General features: G+C 42.5%; 16 protein-coding genes. 5 read left to right on the forward strand and 11 right to left on the reverse strand.

What is annotated here, in order from left to right:
* Positions 1-5: 5 nt before the first annotated feature.
* The gene (locus JMX50_RS10560; RefSeq protein WP_201629478.1) at positions 6-1,382 is read right to left on the reverse strand and encodes a hypothetical protein; all 1,377 of its coding nucleotides are present in this window, start codon (positions 1,380-1,382) and stop codon (positions 6-8) included.
* A gap of 45 nt (positions 1,383-1,427) precedes the next feature.
* Positions 1,428-2,105, reverse strand: a complete 678-nt coding sequence (locus JMX50_RS10565) for a hypothetical protein (RefSeq protein WP_201629479.1) — start codon at positions 2,103-2,105, stop codon at positions 1,428-1,430.
* Between the two features lie 132 nt (positions 2,106-2,237).
* Between JMX50_RS10565 and JMX50_RS10570 the strand changes: the two genes are divergently transcribed.
* Entirely contained in the window at positions 2,238-2,387 is a 150-nt protein-coding gene (locus JMX50_RS10570) for a hypothetical protein (protein ID WP_201629480.1), read from the forward strand.
* Positions 2,388-2,492: 105 nt separating this feature from the next.
* Here the strand turns inward: JMX50_RS10570 and JMX50_RS10575 are convergent, their stop codons facing one another.
* The 4 genes from JMX50_RS10575 to JMX50_RS10590 all read right to left on the reverse strand — a co-directional run bounded on the left by JMX50_RS10575 (position 2,493) and on the right by JMX50_RS10590 (position 11,381).
* Positions 2,493-2,642 carry a DUF2256 domain-containing protein gene (locus JMX50_RS10575; RefSeq protein WP_201629481.1) on the reverse strand — a complete coding sequence of 50 codons (150 nt, stop codon included), beginning with the start codon at positions 2,640-2,642 and terminating at the stop codon, positions 2,493-2,495.
* Positions 2,643-2,681: 39 nt separating this feature from the next.
* Complete coding sequence (locus JMX50_RS10580; protein WP_082787268.1) at positions 2,682-2,852, reverse strand: DUF2256 domain-containing protein; 171 nt, start codon at positions 2,850-2,852, stop codon at positions 2,682-2,684.
* Between the two features lie 57 nt (positions 2,853-2,909).
* A complete protein-coding gene (locus tag JMX50_RS10585) occupies positions 2,910-9,191 on the reverse strand; it encodes a DNA repair ATPase (RefSeq protein WP_201629482.1) in 6,282 nt (2,093 codons plus the stop codon).
* Positions 9,192-9,389: 198 nt separating this feature from the next.
* On the reverse strand, positions 9,390-11,381 hold the full coding sequence (locus tag JMX50_RS10590; protein ID WP_265088594.1) for a flotillin family protein: 1,992 nt from the start codon (positions 11,379-11,381) through the stop codon (positions 9,390-9,392).
* Positions 11,382-11,558: 177 nt separating this feature from the next.
* On the opposite strand from JMX50_RS10590, the gene JMX50_RS10595 reads away from it, so the two are divergent.
* On the forward strand, positions 11,559-11,999 hold the full coding sequence (locus JMX50_RS10595; protein WP_201629483.1) for a transposase family protein: 441 nt from the start codon (positions 11,559-11,561) through the stop codon (positions 11,997-11,999).
* An 8-nt stretch (positions 12,000-12,007) separates the two neighbouring features.
* On the forward strand, positions 12,008-12,391 hold the full coding sequence (locus JMX50_RS13325; protein ID WP_413786834.1) for a transposase family protein: 384 nt from the start codon (positions 12,008-12,010) through the stop codon (positions 12,389-12,391).
* A 66-nt stretch (positions 12,392-12,457) separates the two neighbouring features.
* On the opposite strand, the gene JMX50_RS10605 is transcribed toward JMX50_RS13325, so the two are convergent.
* The 5 genes from JMX50_RS10605 to JMX50_RS10625 form a co-directional block, all read right to left on the reverse strand.
* Positions 12,458-13,042, reverse strand: a complete 585-nt coding sequence (locus tag JMX50_RS10605) for a hypothetical protein (protein WP_201629484.1) — start codon at positions 13,040-13,042, stop codon at positions 12,458-12,460.
* A 375-nt stretch (positions 13,043-13,417) separates the two neighbouring features.
* On the reverse strand, positions 13,418-14,413 hold the full coding sequence (locus tag JMX50_RS10610; RefSeq protein ID WP_201629485.1) for a PD40 domain-containing protein: 996 nt from the start codon (positions 14,411-14,413) through the stop codon (positions 13,418-13,420).
* A gap of 254 nt (positions 14,414-14,667) precedes the next feature.
* Positions 14,668-15,162 (reverse strand): META domain-containing protein, encoded by a 495-nt coding sequence (locus tag JMX50_RS10615; protein WP_201629486.1) that lies wholly within the window; start codon positions 15,160-15,162, stop codon positions 14,668-14,670.
* Between the two features lie 297 nt (positions 15,163-15,459).
* Entirely contained in the window at positions 15,460-16,590 is a 1,131-nt protein-coding gene (locus JMX50_RS10620; RefSeq protein WP_201629487.1) for a lipase secretion chaperone, read from the reverse strand.
* A gap of 159 nt (positions 16,591-16,749) precedes the next feature.
* Positions 16,750-17,847: an esterase/lipase family protein gene (locus JMX50_RS10625; protein ID WP_201629488.1), complete on the reverse strand. Its 1,098-nt coding sequence runs from the start codon at positions 17,845-17,847 to the stop codon at positions 16,750-16,752.
* A gap of 380 nt (positions 17,848-18,227) precedes the next feature.
* On the opposite strand from JMX50_RS10625, the gene map reads away from it, so the two are divergent.
* Both map and glnD read left to right on the forward strand, forming a co-directional pair.
* A complete protein-coding gene (gene map / locus JMX50_RS10630; protein ID WP_372830273.1) occupies positions 18,228-19,019 on the forward strand; it encodes a type I methionyl aminopeptidase in 792 nt (263 codons plus the stop codon).
* 218 nt (positions 19,020-19,237) lie between these two features.
* Entirely contained in the window at positions 19,238-22,018 is a 2,781-nt protein-coding gene (gene glnD, locus JMX50_RS10635) for a [protein-PII] uridylyltransferase (protein WP_201629489.1), read from the forward strand.
* Positions 22,019-22,123 lie beyond the last annotated feature (105 nt).

Raw genomic sequence — 22,123 nt, forward strand, 5'->3', positions numbered from 1 at the left:
ATTTGCTAAGAGGGACATGAACGTCTGAACTCTATGTATTTTTTCTTAAGAACCTCAATTGGCGCACGTTGTTTACTTTCATAAACATCAACCATAAGCCTAAGATCTTCGTCCGTAATAGCTATAATGCATTTCCTTTGCGATGACCACAGATCTACGATATTTGATTCCATGGCTTTAGGTAGAGGATTTCTGGTCAAGAATACACCAAAACGTCCAATATTTGGTTGTAGGTATCTGTTCAACTGGTTGACATGATCTCTTTCTATCTTTTTTACGTTTTTAAGTTCAAATACAAGCTGTCTATTCTCGTATTCTGTAAATATCTCATCTAAGAAGTCGACATCCCTATTATTATAAAAAATCAAATCACGAATATGGCGTCCCGAATCAGTTCTACTTTGCGTTTGAGCAAAATCTAAGTGTGGATAGAATAATGAGGCCAAGAGTTGAGTAGCTAGCTCTTCGTACTTCATATCCGCTCCGTTATCCTTACCTGTATTCAACTTAAGGATTTCATTTAACTTTCTTCTAGCAGATAAAACAGGGATTTGGCTGAAGAGCGGGTCACTGTGACAATCACTAGCATTTTTCTCTTTATATTTGACATATTCTTCAATCACTCCGTAATTATCGCGATTGAAATTTAAAACTTTAACTTTTTCAACTGGCTCATTAGGGTTAAATACCTCATCTCTAGGGCAATACTTTTGAAAATAATTTTCATAATTAATCCAAGGGTTAAACTTCAACCATCTTTTTGGGGTAAATATAATTGGTTCTTTAGTAGTAGGATTAACAGGCAGTCTTTGCTTTACGTTCAAATCAACTTTGTTAGTTCGATAATTATATAAAGTATCGAGAATAACACCCTCTATAGGTATGGCATGAGTTTCACACTGCTCCATCGTATAATCAATCAAAAATGATTTGATATAGTTACAAGCAATATCACTGACTCTATCTTTTGATATTCCAGCAATGTAAAGCTGAATAACCTCGAAATGACTAAAACCAAATTGACTGTATTCTGGAATATTAGAGAACAAATCTAATATTTCTTTGGCTTGTTTGTTACCCATCCTCACACCCTTTCTGGTTTTGGAAACGCCAAGACCAACTTCAGAGCACTCAGAAATACTTACAAGAATTTCGATAGCTTCTTCTAATTTATTTTTTTTGACCAAGTAATTTAGTTGATTGAATGAATTGATAATCGTTGTATGAAGAGCTTGGTCTTGCTGTGATGGTGAATTCCAGAGAAGGAATGGGTCTACATAAAGAGGAATATCTTCGTCAAAAAATTGTATCGCAAAATCCAGCTTGGATTGAGATTTATGTATGCCATGATAGTCTGTTAATCTTGGTCGAATTAGTTCCATTTGAGGATTTCTTCTATAAGGTTACATACAAGTAATATTCCAATTTCAGTTCTGATCGAGGAAAAGTATTACTGACTGTATAAAAGTATAAGGCAAGAGAATATAACTTGAATGCTTAACTAGACTGAAACCTAAGTTTCTTACTTGCTCTATGCCAGATTCGTAGTTCATAGTTGCAAGATTCAATACGTTTTGATTAGTTCTCACCTGCTCGAAAATATTTAGAATATCAATAATTTTAACTTCCGCTAATACCCTTATGTCTGACTGTGTTACTTTCAAAACATAGAACAATGAAATTAATGCGAATATGTATATGCTCCAATAACATATTTTGTCCCAGTATTTTAAATACCTTTCTGAGAAGTAATCTGTATCATTGTAATAGCTAAATGATATTCTGAAAAACCATTCTTGTAGTACAGCCATGACAATAGCAAACCAGATAAATAAGAATAGTACAACTTTAGACAAAATCACAAAAAATAAACCTAGACCTAAGAATAGTGCCACTACAAGAGCAATTTTAAAAGCGTCATCTATGTTCTCTCTATTACTGTCTTTTGTAATAAGAAAAACTATAAGACTTACTAAAAATATAATTGATATAGTAAGGCTAGTCGCAATATTCATGAATAATGAGGGCAATATAAGTACTATACTAAAAAGGCTAAAGTATCTTAATATATTTAACTCTTTATTATCAGTTATGATTTGCTCCATATAGCCCTCTTATCATCGTCTTTATATTAAAATTAAATTTAACACATTCTGATTGCGAAATAGTCTATAAGACTCTACTGCACGACTTCCACTGTCGTGAATCAAATTTAGGAATCGCTAATGTTGACTTAGGTGCGGTTTAGCCCTGATTGTAGCGGTTATCCTGCTAGGCTGGACGAATTGCAATGGCTTGATTTAGGGTGGCGCGCGGAGCAGGCGACGCACCAAATCTTAGCCAATGCCTCGTCTAGACCAGCAGATATGAGCGAAAAGCAGGATTAGCTACTTACTATTTTTTAGGTTTCAGATAAGCTCTAACAGCACCGCTACCTCTATCTTCCTTCTCTGGCAACATTGAGTTAGAAAACGTGGCGGTTTTCTATTGTCTTAACTATCACCCTTACCTTTCTCCCTACGACACCGCTCAGAACAATATATTACCTGCTCCCAATCCTTTTCCCACTTTTTACGCCATGTAAAAGGACGCTGGCACACAGGGCAGATTTTTTGCGGTAAGTTTACCTTTTTATGTGCCATCGTCTGCTCCCTTTTATATCTCTATTTCACTATTGACGCCTATTTATCTTCTTTTTGATGATCTAGACCCTCATATTTTTTAATACGCCGACATTGGTCCGAGCAATAGACCATGCTCTCCCAGTTTTTATCCAATTTTTTAGTCCAACTAAACTCGCGCTCGCAGACAGGGCAAAGTTTTTTGCGGACGTTCTTTTTTTTGTGCGCCATAATTTTCTCATTGGTTTATTTCATACAGGAGTAGTTTACATCTATTATCAGTGCCTACTACTCATAATCATCAAAGATTTTGTTTAGCCTGTTGAGACTATTGACGATTAGCTTACCAGATTGATCGGTACTGATATCAACCGCCAGCTTCTCATCCATCCGCATATTGAGTGGTGCAAGCGCCTCTTTGAGCGCATTTGCTATCAGCGCGGTCTGCTGATGAATATCAGGCCTATCACTATCTATCGTTTGACTCTTATCACTGTTGATTAGGCTTTCCGTTAAGCTATTAGACAAGCTATTAGACAAGCTATCAGCCATTTTTTGCGCCACTTGTTCAATCGAATCGACTAGCTGTGCCATCAGCGCTTTTTGCACGTCTTGGTTTTGCTTGAGATACTCGCCTTCCGCTTTATGGTCGTGCTTATATATTTGCACCAATTGGCTCACGCTTTTCTCAAAGCCATTATCGATGCTGTCGCTGACGACCTTGGCATTGCTGATCACGCTATCGGCAAGGATTTTCTGTGCTTCCAACTGGTTATCGAGTTGGGCTTGCTGTCCTGCTTCTCGTAAGCGAGCGATTTGCTCTGGGTCATTTTTTGTTAAGTATGTCTCAAACTGGCTACTAATGGCATTGAAGCCACTAACCAAGTCGACCAGCTGGGCAACGATACGTGCGCCAGTATCACCGTCTTCGCCGCCCATGGCCTTGTTACGTAAGAAGTCGGCTTTGATTTGCGCCCAACGCTCTGTTTCTGCTTCGGTTAAGGTACCGCGCATCTCGCCAAGCTTGAGCAAGTTACTCTCTGCGCCTTGGGTCAATAGGTGTGACTCGCCCAGATAGTGATCGTCTATCAGCTGGTTTAGCTCTTCTTCATTCATGACCGCCGACAGCTTTTCAGTCATCTTATTCATATTGCGATAACTGCCTTGCAGTTTAAATATCGGCTCAACACGATATTTATCATCTTGCGAAGCGGAGGCAATATAGGCTTGGTTGACGTCCAGAATGACTTCTTGCACCCTAAACATATGGCGCAAGATAGCGATAATCTCGTTAATCTCTGAGGTGCTATACGGATAAGTCAGCTCGCTGCTTTGTGTTTGAGCAAAGTTGGCATTGTCTGTTTTTGCCATTTTAATCAAACGATGGACATCGCTTAAATCACGGTTGGCAAGAGGTGCAAGTACGCTGTTAGAAGTCAGCGAGTTCTCGATATAACTGAGCGCAAACACCTCTTCCATGCCGCTCATGATATCGCCTAAGTTATAGATATCGGCACGGTTGGCAAGCATATCTGGCACTTTGAAGGCTTCGCCGCTCTCGGTATACGGATTACCTGCCATGACCACGCAGAACTTTTTGCCACGCATGTCATAGGTTTTTGTTTTACCTTGCCAAACACCATCGATACGCCGTGTGCCATCACCCAACGAGATAAACTTCTGCAAAAATTCCGCATGCGTATGCTGAATATCATCGAGATAGAGCATGACGTTATTACCCATCTCAAAGGCTAAGTTGATTTTATTTAGCTCTTCTCGGGCAGTGGCGTTAGGGGCTTTCTCTGGATCTAATGAGGTGACGTCATGACCAACTGAAGGACAGTTAATCTTCATAAAGATGAGGCCGAGACGATTTGCGACGTATTCCATCAAGGTGGTTTTACCATAACCCGGTGGCGATATCATCATGAGAATACCCATCAAGTCGGTACGCTTATCCTCGCCGACCGTGCCCATCTGTTTGGCGAGGTTGTCACCGATAAGTGGCAGATAGCTCTCGTTAATCAGACGGTTACGTACAAATGAGGACAATGGACGCGGCATAAACTCGTCCAGTCGCAACGTCTCTTTTGAATCATGCAGTATCTCTGAGCGCATGGCCAGATAACGTCTGTAGGCAGGGATAACTTGGGTATCATGATGGTGCAAACGATTTAGGAAGTCATCAACCGCAAAGGTTAAGGTCTGCTGATGAATACGTATATGCTCACCCAGCAGGTTATTGACTTGTATCTCAAGCGATACCTTACCCGTGCTACGCTCAAAGCTTTGCACTTGATTAAGCGGATTATTGATACTGGTCAATGAAGGCGTTGATGAGGTGATTGAAGAAAATGACAAGGCTGATGGCGTAGCATTTGCGCCTTGATTGTCCATTTTTTTACTACCTTGCCCTTTATTAAAAGCCCCTTTATCAAAGCTAGCACCTGAATCAATGAGTCGTTGTACCAAAGCTTCACGCTGAGCATCATTTAATTGAGTAAGTAAAACGGCAATGGCTTCGGGCACATAATGACGGCCACTTTCTAATTGCTGCTTGCGTAGCGCCTCTTTTTCCTTACTCTCAGCAAGCTGCTCTTCACTGAGTGCCTCGCCTGCCTCATCCGTGCCATCAGCTAATACGTTAGCCAACTCAGTACCACCATAATTCTTATCAAGTAATGCATGAAACCAGGTTGCCAATAGCTCATAGGCTGACTTGGGCTGTAAGCCAAGCTTACCGACTGAGGATTGTAGTTGGTCAAAACTGGCTGTCGCTTGCATGCTACCTGAGGCACTATTCAATGTTTGGCTTAGCTGCTCACACAACTGCTGCGCTTGTTGGCTGGTTTGCCAGTTTATTGTGCTATGCGCGCCTGCACTTGATTCCGCTGACTGCCCCATGACGCTCACCAAGTATTCACAAGCAAGCTGAACGTAGCTTCGTTTGAAAATGTTGGCGTTATGAACATCACTGGTATTTGAATCTAGTTCTGAATCAAGCTTTGATGATGACTGCTTGCTAGTGCCTTTATCAACGCTAGCACTGTCATCATTATGAGCGGTAACAAAGTCGCGCATTACTTGGCTCATGTCCTCGACTAACAATGCTTTAGCAGTATCGCTATTCAATGTACGGCGCAGCTGTTCAGCGGTGACAGCCCTATCTGTCCAGTTGCTCGCGCGCGTCAGCACGGACTCATTCAACCAATCGTCATAACCGAACTGGCGTAAGCTGTCTAAGCCCAGTGCTTGTACGATATTTAGCTGCCAATAGAATAATTGCGCCAACGCACGTACTTGCGGGGTATAAATCAGAAGCCCTGCCTCACGCAATGTCGGCAGTATTTGCATCAATAATAGCGTAGCATCATGATCATGAATGCCTTTGTCATAGCCAAGCTGATAGCGAGGGGTAGCGTAAGCTTTGACCAGTCTAGACAATGGACTGTCGTTATCAATGTCACCATTAACATCTAAGGTAATGACAGTCGCATCGTATGCTTGATATAAACATTCTTCGGTTAATCCATCTTGGCTGTTCTTAGCACTTTCGATAATGCTATAGGCCAAATACTCCGCGCGGTACACCTTGTCAGACTCGGAAGCGATATTCATGTCCCAATACGGGCGCAAGGCGTTCAGCTCAGTATTATTAAGCACTTCATAATAGTCGGTACCCGTTAGATGCAAATTCAGCACGCGTGTGCCATCTGACTGTTGACGGCTCAATAAGGTCAAATCTAATGGCTGAGTATTGACCGAAAAACGGTGCTTGCCCAGCTTGATTATCTGACCGCCATCTTCAAACAAATCAGACTTATCTTTTAGACTCTTATAGCTTTCGATTTGGATGGCTTTTAGGCGGGCATCGATATCATCGGCTTTGACGCTAAAGCTCATCGCTTGCAGCTCTTTTGCGATGTTACTTACCTTTTGTACCAGACCATCTGAGGCAAAATAGGTATTTAACGCCTCTTCCTCTGTAAATCCAGTAACGCCAGTGCTTTGCGTGCGCTTCTTGATACTCTCAAGCATCCGCAGCGCACCATCGCCTAAGTTTTGTGCTTTGCGATTTCGAGCATCGAGCAGTTGCTGTTTATGATTTTCAAAGGTCTCGTAAATCTCTTCACGTTTACTGATGATATCGGCTAAAAACCGATCACCGCTATTGGTCTCCGGATCAGCGAACTGGCTTTCCAGCTCTTCTAACTGCACTAATAGCTTTGCCATTTGCTCGTCTGATTTCTCAGGTGTATTGGCAATAGATAAGGCATTGGCAATCGACTGACCAAACAGCTTAAACTGCGCGCCAAATTGCGCAATAGCCTCAGCTGAGCCTAGGTTTTTGCGTTTATGATTGAGCTTGGCTTTGCTTTGGTTCAAGCTCGCATAAATGGTCGATATGTCATCGATGATTTTCGTGCGTACTGTGGCATCGGCTACATTCAACGTACCCAGCAGCTCGGTCAATAGATCTAACCCTTGCGCTGTTTCATCAATTTTTTCTAGTACAGGTTTTAGTTCAGCATTGGTTTCGGCGGTGTTTAAGCGCTCACTGACGTCTGCTAATATGCCTTCGTAACTTGATAGAGCCTCTTCACCACTTAAAAAAAGCACGGTTTTTTCGGCAAGTTCGCTCTCTGCTTCTTCTAATTGCTTTTGCAACGCTTGTAGCTTATCGCTATCTAAATAACGTAAATCTTCCAAGCTGACCAATCGGCCCTTTTGGCGTCTTAGTGCTGAAAGCTGATCCACATAATCACTGGCAGACTCAAAAGTAGTGACGCGTATCTGCCGCAAAATCTCGTTTTGCTGCGTGTCAGCATCACTCAAAGCTGTTTGGGTTTGCTTTTGGATACTTTGTACTTTGGCGAATTCATCTATGACCAATTCAGCCGTTGCCGTTACTTCCTTAATACTACTGGCGACTTCGTTAAGCTCAGGCTCAGACAGCCAATAGTAACTGTCAAAGAGACGATTGCTATTGTCAGCCAATTCTTCATAGAGCTTTTGTGACACGCTTTGATTATCAATGAGGCGAGTAATACTATAGAGATCGGAGATACCGCGCACCAACTCTTTATTACCAATTTTGCCATAAAAGCTGGTACTTTCAGGCAACTCACTGACATACTCAGGCGACGCATAAGGTGTATGCCATATCTGCATCGGGTGAATGCGTGATGGTTCACTTTGATCACTAAACAGCATTAAACGCCCATTATCAGCTAATGCCATACCATTGCAGTAAATAGGATTTGCCAATTGTTTCTTGATAAGATTATAAGGAAATAATCCTGTGATACCTAAAGCGACGTCATAAAATAAAAACAACACATCTTCGCCATTGGGCGATACGATTTTACGTTTAAATTTTAAGTCTTTAGCACCGACATTATTGGCATCGAACAGCTTATACTCACCCGTTTGCAGATAATAACCACCCGGAAATATGATACCGTGATCCTCAGGCAGCTGCACACACGACTGTCCTATCGCATCTAAACGCAGTACCACTTCGGTCAAAGTGTTATAAACAAAATAACGATAACTGTCTTCGCGATACGGCAGTATTTTCAGCAGTATTAAACTGCCAACTTTGGCATAAGCAATTTCAGCGTCAGTCAACGACTGGGTGCGGTCATTCACAGGCTCGCTATAAATACCCTGCCCTGATTGGGTGTTATCCTCAATCTTAATGGTCAAATCGCCACCAATAGTTTCCACAAATATGGTATCTAAGATATTCATATGCGGATGTTTACCATTGATCATCTGATCACGCGTGGTATCTACCCAATCAAAATCGTAAGCAGGAGGCAAATCGATATCACGTTCGCCTCGATTGTCTACGTAAACAATCTGGGCAGATTCTGGTATGCCTTGGCTAAAATCTAGGGCAAAACGAAACACCCGAATATCGGTGATACGCTCGCCAATTTGAAAGGCCAATAGCAACTTACTGTCTTTGACAGTCAGCTGAATTAACCGTGTCTGCTTGTAATAGCGATATAGCTCGTTAAAATCTTGGACAAATGCCTCTTGATCTAAAAAGGTATTTTTTAGATCCACTTCTTCCAGCTGATATTCTTGGTCAGTATGTTCGCTGCTATTGTTATCGGTAGTGCTTTGGGCGTTTGCTGTAGTTGCCCCGTTATCAGTATCAACAACGTTTTCGCTATTATTATCATCGTCATTTTTTTTAGCAGGATCTATCAATCGATATAGTGAGAGCACATCCTTGATATTACTCGCCCGCTTTAGCCCCATAAAGACGTTGTAGCCGAATAGCATATAATCACCGACTTGCACCATGTCTTGCGCCACACAGTTATATTCGGTGCGAATGCGGGTGCGAGCGATGACTTGCATTTGGGTACTGCCAAACTCTTGCAAGCGCGCATTATTCAGCTTGGCAGTTTGTTGCTCTAGACGAGCGCCCTGCTCAGTGAGACGTTTTTTAATAAGCTCATAAGCATTGCCTGAGGCGACCGCTTGATCCGTTTGCTCGGATTGGTTCTGGCTATTGGTATTATTTGGATTGGTTGCGTTTTGCGTATCCGCCATCGTTGCTCGTCCATTTTATTTTCAGGCAATAAGATAAATCTAAGGTTTTTTTGAATCAAAGAAGCACTTCAGGGAAGTAATAAAGGTCTGGAAGAACTTGATCCTACTGCTAGAAAACTTATAAATTCTAGCCGTGTAATCTTAGCTTGTCAGGCTAAAAAATCTGCCGCCTAAGCAACAGATTTTTTATTAAAATTACTAGTTATTATATTGAGCAGTCTTATTAGGCTCGTCATTAGCTTTGTTGGCTTTGTTGGCTTTATTGGCGTTGTTCGCTTTTGTCATCACTTGATTGGCCATCATAGTATTGATAATGCCGCTTAAAGTATCTGACTTGCCAGCGAGACCATCAATAGCTTTACCGATAGATAACGATTTGGCAAAATTATCGAAGAAGTGCGCTTCACCGCCGACGATATCGATTTTGGCTTTTTGTAACGCGACCGCCAAGACTTCAGCATTTTCTTTGGCAATCTCTTTACCGGCTTCAATTGATGCCATGGCTTCTTGTAGCGCAGTTTCAAGTCCCATACGGAACTCTTCGTGTTCGCGTGCTTCCTTGCTCATACTACCCATGGCATTGAATTTCTCGACCAAACCATCTGCTTCGGCTTGGAAATGCGCACGGGTAACTTCCGCTTTTGCCAGCCCAACTTCACGTTCCGCTTTGGCATTAGATTCGCCGCGAGCTGCTATAATCTCAGCATCAGCCATACCTTTTTCACGTTCTGATTGTGCTTCCGCTTGCCCAGTGGCTTTAATAATATTGGCTTTGGCAATGCCTTCTTTTTCTAAAGATACCGACTTGGCTTCTTGAATGGCCGCTTCAGCAAAACCATGCGCAGACTCTTCAGCCTTGATACCTTCAGCCATTTTAATTTTGGCTTCCGATTCCTTGGCAGCTGCATCAAGATTGGCCGTCGCAAGCGTGGTAATCTCAACCGCTTTATGCTTAGCAGACAACTCTTCTGCTTCGGCTTTTTTCACTTGACGCACTTTGATTTCTTCCGCATCCGCTTCTGCTGCTAGTACGCGTGTTTGCTTAGAGCGTTCGGCTGCACTGATTTCACGGACTTCTTTAATACGTTCTTCTTCTTGTGCGACGGTTTTGTCTACCGCAATACGCTCACGAATGACGTTCGCAATTTCTTTTTTCTCAAGCTCAATCGCGCGTTCGGCTTCGATACGTTGCAAATCAACTTCACGCTCACGCGAGACGATTTCTAAATCACGAGCGCGCGTGACTTTTTCTTCTTCAATCACAACCGCACGCAAGCGATTCTGTCCAGCCACTTCAATTTCACGCTGCTGATTTTCACGCTGAATCGCTAAGTCTTGCTCAACCATGATAACGGCTGTCTCTGACTTTTTACGCTCTTCTTCTTCAATCTTGCGCGTTTCAGCTGTTTCACGGGCAATCACTGATGCGATTTCACGGCGCTGTTTGGCTTCGGCATCGGCTTGTTGACGCTCAAGCTCAAGCATCGCCTCTTTAGTCTCGACGTTTTTCTTCTTAACAGCCAGCTCTTCGTCACGCTCAAGCTCGTTGGTAATGATGTTTTGGAAGGCCGTTAGCTGGGTAATCTTTTTGATACCTTCAGCGTCTAAAATATTGCTTGAATCAAGTGACGCTTTTGGCGTTTGCTCTAAGTAATCAATCGCCACGTCTTCTAAGACATAACCATTAAGATCATTACCTATTTCTTGGACGATACTGTCACGGAACTCGCTGCGATTTTCAAAGAGTTTGACGAAATCAATCTGCTTGCCCACTGTTTTTAGCGCTTCTGAGAACTTAGCATTAAACAGCTCATTGACCGCAACTTTGTCTGAAGCTCTCTCAACGCCAACTGATTTAGCGACTTTGAGCACATCTTCTTCGGTCTCATTAACACGCAGATAGAACGCTACTGTGATGTCAGCACGCATATTATCGGCGCAAATCAGCCCTTCCTTACCGCGTCTATCGACTTCTAAGGTAATAAGCGAGATTCTCATCAATTCTTTTTTATTGATAATTGGCCAAACAAAACCACCATCAAAACGTACGGCGATTTTATTCACGCCGTTAATAATCAATGCTTTGCCCTGCTCAACCTTAAAATAAAAGGCTTTGAGCATCAAAAGCGCTGCCATAATAAAAACAAACGCCAGCACCACAACCACGCCGACGATAATGAGTACGTCCATATTCATTCCTTTAATTAAAACATTCCAACCAAATTTAAACAGGTAACACGACACTTAAAAACAGACTATTTACTTTTTATATATCGCAAATATGCTAACTAGTAACACTAATAGACCTCTTGCAAAAGTAGCAGAGGATTTTACAATAACTAATACATTCACAATTGGCTAAGAACCATGCCAAACATAGATAAGCTACTCGAACAAAATAACGCAGGCTTCAAACGCTATACAGGTATTCATAAAGCGACCTTTTATGAAATGCTTGAGGCCATGCAGCAGCATGAAACCCAAAAGACCAAATCAGGTAGACCAAGCGTGCTTAGTCTTGAGGCGCAAATATTACTGGCCCTTACTTATTGGCGTGAATACCGGACGCTGTACCACATCAGTATGGACTTTGGTATTCATGAGTCTTCTGCTAGCCGTATTATTCGTAAAGTAGAATATGTTCTTATCAATTCAGGCAAGTTTGAATTACCTAAAAAGCTGCCTAGTAGAGTCGATGACGACATCAATTGGTCAGTCGTCATTGTCGATGCAACCGAAACCCCTATTGAGCGTCCAAAAAAAACCAAAGAGACTACTATAGCGGCAAGAAGAAACAACACACCTTAAAAGCGCAAGTGATCGTCCACTGGAAAACAGGCTTAATATTAGATGTTCAAACGTCCAAAGGCTCTATTCACGATTTTAAGTTGTATAAAGATACTTGTCCCGACTGGCTTCCTTGTGACACTAAGCTATTAGGGGATAGTGGCTATCAGGGCATTGCAAAGTTACATGAACAGAGCTTCACCCCCTTTAAAAAGCCACGTGGGGGTCAATTGTTAGAGCTTTGCAAACAAGCCAATCAGTATCTCGCTAAGTTTCGCATTATGGTTGAACACAAAATAGGCTTAATCAAACGGTTCAAAATCGTGGCTCATAAATATCGTAACCGTCGTCAGCGCTACGATCTTAGAATGAAGCTATTCGCCAGTATTGTTAATTTCGAGCTTGGCTTATGACTTTTGCAAGAGGTCTAATATATAAAGATTATTAATTTCATTTTTAAAATTATTTGTAGCGGCTTTTTATAGCGATTTCTTTTTTATAGGAGCAACTCGGTAGGTGTTGGCTTGTTCTAAATACTCTACCAACATCACTCTATCCCCCTGTTTTAGTAAACCGTCATTGTTGTCTGAACGAATTTTGAGTATTAATCCTGCACCGCCATCATTCAATTCTGCTTCGCCATGTTTGTCAGTCACACTCAGTGTGCGCACCACGGCGATTTTACCGATATTATTAGACGCATTACTTTTGGGGATTTTGGCGATATTTTTGCGGATGGGGGCAATGATCATACCTGTCAGCCACATAGATACGACCAATACAAAAATGAGCGCCCCTGTGCCGAATAAGTAATACAAAAGACCAGAGTCAAAATACTGATGTAAAAAGCTCGTATATAAGTAGCTTAATAGCCAACCGATTAAGCTGATTAAGCTTAGTATGATGATTAGGGGTACACCATAAAGACCGAATTTGAGCATGAGACCGGTAAAGAAACCCGTTGACGATAAGGTGGAAACATCACCATCTGGTTCACCAAGGTCTACGCTATCCATATCTGCCATGCCGAGTAAAGACACCAGCCAATATAGAGTCACGAACATTACAAGTCCCGTAAAGATAATCGTGGGATATAAACTGATTTTAGTGATAAAAATTAAAAAAGACTCCTGCATGAACCGCGCTCTCCTGTTGATCGCCTAATCCAAAATTTTGATGACTCGGTTATACAATTTGTTATTATAGGACTGACATTTACTCAACTTATACTCGTTATCTCGGCTTATGCCTAGTTGCTTCTTTCGTATTATCTAATTATTAAATTTTGAATAACTAAGAAGCATTGATACTATTTTATTGGCTTTAAAAAATTTAGTATGTCACCAAGCCGCCTCTAAAATTCAGCTACTATAATCAACTTATGTTTCTTAGTTTGTGATTATATATACATTCCATTACATAATACATAAACTTTGCCATTAACGACCCCAAATGGGTGAGCGCACTACCCCGCCCGTTTTACTGCTAATCGCATAGCTTGTATTACCGGATAAGGAGTGAATAACTAAGCTGCCGCCATTTTGACCGCTCACTTGTGGAAGCTTGGTGGGATAGACAGCATACTGTGCAGAAGGTGACAGTCGCGCAGGCTCATCAAGTCCCGTTTCTGCTAGATTGATAACTTGCCCAGTAGCTAGCGTCATCACCGCCGCCTTACGACCATTGAGGTATGCCAAACGTTGACCATCTAAACTCAGTTGCGGACTGGCCGCATAGCCGGCTGTCGGTATAATACTCGCATGACCCGTGGCAAAGTTATAACGATAAATACTTGGGCGACCAGCGCGAACTTTATCACTGGTATAAACAAAGCTTTGTCCGTCGCTAGCATAGCTTGGCTGTACCTCAGTACTTGGCAGCGTGGTCAGCTGTTTGGTATTGCCGTCACTTAGGCGCATCTCATAGATATCAGCATTACCGCCGACCGTTGAGCTATAGAGCAGTTTTTGCCCATCAGGCGAAAATGAGGCTGATAAATTACTGCCCTCCGCATCTACGATTAGATGTTGCGCGTTGCTTTTACGCTCATAAATATAAATTTTGGGATGCTGGCGCGGTGCTTGTTTGCTATAGGCCAGCATCTGACCATCTGCTGACCACGCTGGCGCATAGATATAACCATTTAATTGATCTATCAATTGGCGGTCGCTGCCATCAGGACGAATGCTATAAAGTGTCGATATCTTTGCAGCGCCAAACCCTTGTTCTTCGACATAAGCAATGCGCCCTTGCCGATCTATCGCTGGCATGCGCGCCGTCAGTGGATTGCTCGCACGCATATCAGCAGGTGTCTGAGTCATATTACTTGTTGTTAATGTTTGACAACCCGCTAACAAACTAAACACCGTTATCGCCGTGATGCTACTCAGCGTGCGTATATCGAAGAATGACTTTGATACAAAGATTTTAAACATAAGATGACGTCCAATAAAATGTTGATTATTGCGTATTGAGAATCTTAGTAAATAAGGTTAAAAATGAATCGCATAAAAACATCATTGCTGCCTGAATACTTTGCTACCTAAATACTTGGTTTAGCAGCTCATGACAGTGTAGCGTAAACCATGGCAAATTTTAGATAAAAAAATGCCCCACTGCTTAGTGAGGCATTATTTATATTAAATTTTATAGCATTTGTATTAAATAAATCAGTTATTTACAGACTGCTCTATTTAGCAACGGCTTTAAAATAAGCGACTTGATTGTCGTTTTTAATAGTCAAAACAGGCACATTATTAGCATTATTATTGATGCTGTATTTACCTTGTACCGTCGCCAATGTCGCGGTATCAAAGCTGGCTTGTGGCTCAGGGCAGGCCATCATCGTCGACATGACATTACCTAATACAACATTGCCATTTACGACGCTATAACTAGCACCCATGTTATTACAAGTATTGGTAAAGGTCACACGGTTGGTGGTGCCATCTTTAAAGAATTTTAGCGTTAATGGTTTTGCTGGATCAAAGAACAATTGGCTTACTTTCTCGCCATTGGTGCGCTTAGCATCGACAAGCTGCCAGTTATGCGCTTGTAGGGCATCAGCAGTAATTGGTTGAGTCACAGGTGCGGTAACACTAGGGGTCGTGGTTTGGCAACCTGCTGCAGCAAGTGTACCAACAGCAAGGGTTGCAGCCATCATCATTTTAGTCATGTTTTTCATATTAGCTCCTGTAATGGTTAACATTTAAAATAAAAAAACAGTCATTATCTTTTATTTTAAGTATGCATTTTTATTATGATTAATTTATTGTCTTCTTCATTAACCTAAACAATGGCGCTATTATGCACAAACGATAGCTGACTGTCATTATAGATTGGGTATCGATTACCGCGATATTTGTTCCACTATATGGTTTTTTTGCTAACGCACCTTGTATGAATAAGTATTACCTGCTAACGCTTTTGCCAATAGTTCATTTCGAAACCAAGCCTTTACCGAGCTTAATCAAGCATTAAATTAATTAGAATTGGAATTGACACTAGTATTTAAAGCAGCTGCCTTTTGCTTTTGTAAAGCCGCATATCCTGCTAAGCGTTTGCGTTCAGTCTCATTAAATAGCTGCTGCTCTATTTGATTGATTTGAATTTGCGCTTGTACTTTATCTGCATTTTGACTTAACAGCTGCTGTTTTTGTGTTTGATACTGCTTAAAACGTTGATCAAAGTCAGCATCTTGTTGATCGACCTGTGCAAGCCTTGCTGCTGCTGGCGCGCCGACCAAAGCACGACGCATATTATATAATTCTTCAGCCGTTGCGCCCTTGGCTTGCATCTGCTCTGTGCGAGTAATTAGCTCATTAAGATTGGCTTGTTGGGCGATATTGGTTTTAATCGCGTTGTCTGGCATACGGCTAATATAATCCTGTCTGGCCGCTTCTTTTTGCGCGTCAGAGAGCTGCTTGTCTTGGTTGATTTTGACCATCGCAAGACTGTAATCATCATACTCATCTTCTGCCCCAAAGAAGGCTTTAATGGTCGCTTTATCAAAATGTTGCTGGCGCAATTTGGCCACATCTTGTTTTTGCTGTGCTACCACGTTTAAATCCAGCTCGCCAGTTTTTGTCGCTTGTAATTGTAGATTGCCATAACGGTTTTCTATAGCAGGAATCGCTTTAAGATAGGCCACGTATTGGTCAAATATCGTCACCGCTTGGCTTGCCGCTGGCTCTGGCGTGTGACTGCGGATATAGCTTTCCACCCGAGCATAAATGACAGCTTCCTCTTCTTCGCCTAACGCCGATAAGAAATAATCAAATAAGCGCCTTAAACCTTCAGTAACGACCAACTGCTTATTTTCATCAATGATAATCTCACCATCTACATCCGTCCCTTGCAAGGAACGCGGTAGATTCTCAAGACCTGTGGTAAATTGGCTACTGCTTTGCTTGGATAATGTGTCGATGCCATTATTAACATTTGCTTCGTCTGTAAAGCTGGCGCTTGTTTGATTGTCCAGCGCTGTAGACTGTGCTTCAGAATAAGCATTACTATCATTATTCGGCTTAAACCACCAAATAATCGCCACGACTAAAACGACTATGACAGCGATGATAACGGGCAAAAATGGTACACGGCGATTATGTGACATAACGAGAATATCTTATTTAATCAAGCGGTTTATATAGGAAGTTACTATCCATAAAATGGGATAAAATAAAAGGGTCACTATTGAACTGACCCTTTTATTTAAAAGCGGTTAATTTGCTAACTTATATATGAGCTCTAAAACAAGCTTTAAAAAATAGCTTTATAAGTTGGCTTTTTTCAGGCGGTTAACCTGATCGCGATATAAAGTTTTAGGACTAGGCTGTCCCCATGCCGTCAAGCCCAATACTTGATTTGACGAATCTAAATGGTTCATTTTATAGTCATCACGAATCACGTAGCCTAGACGGCTAGAGCAAGCAGAAACCAAACCATCATTGCTCTCACCATCAAAGGTTGTGCCAGTCAATGCTAAGAGATAATCACTGGGATCTAAGCCATTGGTCACTTGACCGATACCGCTAAAAGAGTAGTACTTGATACCGTTGACTTCAGTATTGGTAGGTTGACCACAATAACTGCTAGGCATAGCGGCTGGAAACTTGGCGTTAAACTTCGCCGAAGATGCAGTAGATAACGCCGTTACCGCCTCCCAGCCATCTTGCTCTTGTATCTCTTTAAAGCTGATACCTGAGCCGACGTCCATAAAGCCACCAACGAACTTAAAGAAGCCTAAAGCAATCTGAGAGCCTACGTTAAATTCACCTTCAGCATAGCCACTATTCGCGCTACCTTCCACGACTTGCTTAATAACCCAGTCGGCCATTTTTGAGCCTTGCTCGGGACTTGAAACCGCGGTCACAGAGGCAACGTAATTAGGCGCCACACCAGCGACATAACGAATATCGATACCGCCCATACTGTGACCAAATAAATTTACTTTGGGTTTACCTGAGATCGCTGTAATGGTTTTGATTTGTTGTAGTAATTGCTCACCGCGCACTTCACTGTTATTAACAGCGGAGGTCTTAGTGCTATAAACCTCGCTGCCACCTGCCATCAAGGTTTCAGGAATGCCATAAAAGTAGTCAAGTACGCCAAACAGCTTCGTCCAGCCGCCAAGCCCATGTGCCATTACGACAGGATATTTGGTATCGGTATGGCTTGAGGTAAAATACTTGCTACTGACCAGTTTACAGCCCGTTGGATTGGCGCAGTTATAATACTGCCCAGCTGCTTGAGCGGAGGTAGCTTGCAGGGTCATCAGCAGCACACCAGCGGCAATAGAGCCTGCGGCACCCAGTGAGGGTAAAAGTGCACGTGGCGTGAGCGGCGCGCGAAAACGGTCTTTGAGAGTCATAACAACATCCTTGTTATTGTAAAAACGGGGGTTTAAAGAGGTTTTTATCGTGCTTATTTTTTAACGCTTAGTGCTTATTTTTTAGCGCTTAGTTATTGCATCCTGCACCAAGCGCTAAAAACCGTTGCCAATTCATTTAGCAAACAAAATTACAATACTTCTATAATCTGCAACATTCAACCGCTTTTTTACCTATAAAGCATATTTCAATGACTTTATAGTCACATATATGCATATAAATGCGCTGAGACGATTGGTATCAGTATATTGCACTGATTTGGTAGATGCGTACAAACTCGCTAAGCACTTTGCAAAACAGTGCCTACTACATTTATGGTATAATTGACAACCCAAATTCTATAAATATAAGTACGACCATGATGACTAAAAAATCCCTTATCCAATCTCCTGAAGCCATAGAAAAAATGCGCGTGGCTGGTAAACTTGCCAGTGATGTCCTTGTAATGCTCGACGAACACGTCAGAGTGGGCATCAGCACCGAAGCATTAAACCAAATCGCCCATGATTATATCGTTAATGTACAAGAAGCGATTCCTGCGCCCCTTAACTATAATGGCTTCCCAAAATCTATCTGTACCTCGGTCAACCATGTGGTTTGTCACGGTATTCCAACCGACAATAAACTGCTAAAAGATGGCGATATCATCAATATCGATGTCACAGTCATTAAAGACGGCTATTATGGCGATACCTCAAAAATGTGGATTGTCGGCAATGGCTCAATCATGGCGCAGCGTATTTGCAAAGTGGCGCAAGAAGCCCTTTATGCTGGTATGAGCGTGGTCAAAAACGGCGCGCGCTTGGGCGATGTCGGTGCAGCTATCCAAGAAGTGGTCGAACCGGAACGCTTTAGTATTGTGCGCGAGTTCTGTGGTCACGGTATCAGTAATGAATTCCACCACGAGCCACAAGTCATGCACTATGGTAAAAAAGGCACGGGTTTTGAGCTAAAAACTGGCATGACCTTTACCATTGAGCCAATGATTAACCAAGGTACGTGGCAGACCAAGATTTTACCGGACGAATGGACGGCTATCACCAAAGACCGCAAGCTGTCAGCGCAGTGGGAACATACCATGGTGGTGACGGACAATGGCTGTGAGGTATTTACCACTCGCCCCGAAGAAGACTTAAGTTTTTTGACCCAGTAATATCATAAAAGATCGCCTAGGCGGTCTTTTTTTTGCCTTATAATTCAGGCATATTGACCATGCTGCTTATTGATTTTTATTTTGATAATTTTAATGTAAGTTTAGTGGTAGTTTTAATAATAACTTTAGTGCTAAGTTTGATGACAGCACTGTTAATACTCTCAGTAGCACGTTCGTTTTAGTACCCTCATTTGCAAATTTTTAACTGGATAACACTCATGTTTAATTGTGATGTCGCGGCCATTGATTTAACGCCCATGCCCTTACTTTCAACTAATAGCGCGACACTCTCAGCCGATAGCGTGGCAACTGTTTCACCGCTAGCAGATGACAGCGAGAGAAGCAAAGCCGTTCATGCAACGGATATAGCAATAGCCGCGCTTCCTGAATGGCTAGTGCAAATCAATGACGATATCAGCCGCGCGCTCGAACGTGGCGTCAATATTCGCCAATTGGTCACGGCGCGCGCCTGCGTCATCGACGATTTACTGATTGCTTTGTTTAACTGGTTTGAGCTTGATAAGACCGATTTGGCATTGTTTGCCACCGGCGGCTATGGTCGTGGTGAGCTGTCATTATATTCCGATGTCGATATTTTGCTGCTGACGCCAAATGAGATTACGGCTGATAGCAGTGAGAAAATTGATAATTTAGTCGCGCTCCTATGGGATATTGGGCTTGAGCCTGCCCTATCCGTACGCAGCGTTAGTGAATGCTTGGAAGCAGCACAAGACCATACTATTGCAAGCACCCTATTAGAAGCACGGCTGTTAATCGGCAATGAGGAGCTACAAGAAGTACCCCATAAAATCGTCAATACCCAGTGGTCACCACGTGATTTTTATGAGGTAAAAATCGCTGAAGCAAAAGCGCGTTACTTACAGCACAATGCCACCGAGTACAATCTTGAGCCCAATATCAAAACCGCGCCCGGCGGTCTGCGTGATATTCATATTATCGGTTGGGTGACCAAGCGCTACTTTCGGGTCAGTAAGCTTTATGACTTAGTACAGCAAAACTTTTTAACGGAAAAAGAGTTTGATGAGTTAAACTTCGCCGAAGGCTATTTATGGCAAATACGTCATTATTTACATGAGCTGACCGGTCGCAATGAAAACAAGCTGTTGTTTGATTATCAGCGTGAAATTGCCCAGTTAATGGGTTACGAGACGCAGCCGGATGATCAGCCAAATGCTGCCGTTGAGCGTTTTATGCGTGATTATTATCGCTGCGCCATGCAGATATCGACATTATCTGAGATGCTGACCAATCATTATTATGAGACGATTATAGAGCCGCAATTACCGGATGAAGAGCGGCCAAAAAAACATCCTATCAACGCCCGCTTCAATCAAGTCGGTGAACAAATCGCGATGTCACATCATCGGGTATTTGCCCAGCACCCAGAGTCAATTTTAGAGATGTTTTTACTCATGGGTCAGTACGGCATCAAAAATGTCCGTACCCATACCCTGCGCGCGCTAAAAATAGCGGCTCGCGGTATCGATCAGGTTTATAGAGACAACCCGACGCATCAGGCGCTTTTTTTAGCCAATTTAAAAGAGCAAAACTACTTATTTCATCGTCTGCGTACCATGAATCGTTATGGCGTTTTAGGCAGCTACATTCCTGCTTTTGCCCAAGTAACAGGGCTGATGCAGTACGACTTATTCCACCGCTATACGGTCGATGCCCATACTTTATTTTTGATTCGTATTTTGCACCGCTTTACCGACCCGCGCTTTTCTGAAGAATTTCCACTGGTCAGCTCTATCTTCCAGCGTATCGAGCGCAAAGAGATTTTGGTATTGGCGGCGATGTTCCATGATATCGCCAAAGGTCGTGGCGGCAACCATAGCTTGCTTGGCGAAACGGAATCAATTGAGTTTTGTCTTGCCCATGGTATGAGTACCGCGGACGCGCATTTGGTCGGCTGGCTGACCCGCTATCATCTGCTGATGTCAATGACGGCACAGAAAAAGGACATCTCAGACCCAGAAGTGGTGACGCTGTTTGCAGACTTGGTCGGTAACGTTACCCACCTAAACCATCTGTATGTTCTGACAGTTGCTGATATGAATGCCACCAATCCACAGCTTTGGAACAGCTGGCGCGCGACCTTGATGAAACAGTTGTATTCACAAACTAGGCGCATCTTACGCGCCGATATCGACGCGCCGACCAACCGCCAAGATATGATTAGTGCCACGCGCAAACAAGCACTGGCCATGCTTGATAATGTTGACAATCAGCATATGAATCGCGATGAAGTATTAAGGCTGTGGGATGACTTGGGTGATGAGTATTTCTTGCGCGAGATTGCAGAAGATATCTTATGGCATACCGAAGCTATCTTAAACCATCCACCCCTTGGTCGCGCCTCTGATGCCGATAGCACGCCACTGGTGGTATTGCGCGAGCATCGTGAGCTGGCACTTGATGCGGTGCAGGTGTTTGTTTATACCCAAGATCAGGTCAATTTATTTGCCGTTACTATGGCAGTCTTTGATCAGATGAATCTAGATGTATTGGATGCGCGTATTATTACTGCCACCCGTGATTTTGCCTTGGATTCCTACGTATTGCTCGATCGTAGCGGTACGCTATTGGTCGATATCGACAGCCAACAAGAACTTAAACAGCGCTTAATCGATGCCTTTAAAAATCCGACCGTTCCTAAGCTGACGCATCGTAAGATTCCGCGTCAGCTGCGTCACTTTGATGTAGCAACGACGATTAACTTTGAGTTTAATGAAGCCTCAAATCAGCATATCATGAGTCTAGAAACCCTTGATCAACCAGGCTTACTTGCCCGCGTCGGACAAGTGTTTTTACAACAAAAGATTGAGGTTCATGCCGCCCGTATTACCACGTTAGGCGAGCGCGCCGAAGATATGTTTTATATCAGTGATCAAGACGATTTGGCATTATCGGCTGATAAGCTTGAGACGTTAAAAGCGACATTGATAGAAAGTCTTAGCATTCGCAACGAGGCTTAATTTATATTTAGAAACTTTATTTATGTTTTATTTGAGCTTAAATATTTATCGTTAAAAGAGTAAAAACCTAACCGTTAAACAGTAACAAAAAACGCTTGATAGTTA

Origin of the sequence: Psychrobacter maritimus, from assembly GCF_904846345.1 — a bacterium.
GTDB lineage: Bacteria > Pseudomonadota > Gammaproteobacteria > Pseudomonadales > Moraxellaceae > Psychrobacter > Psychrobacter maritimus.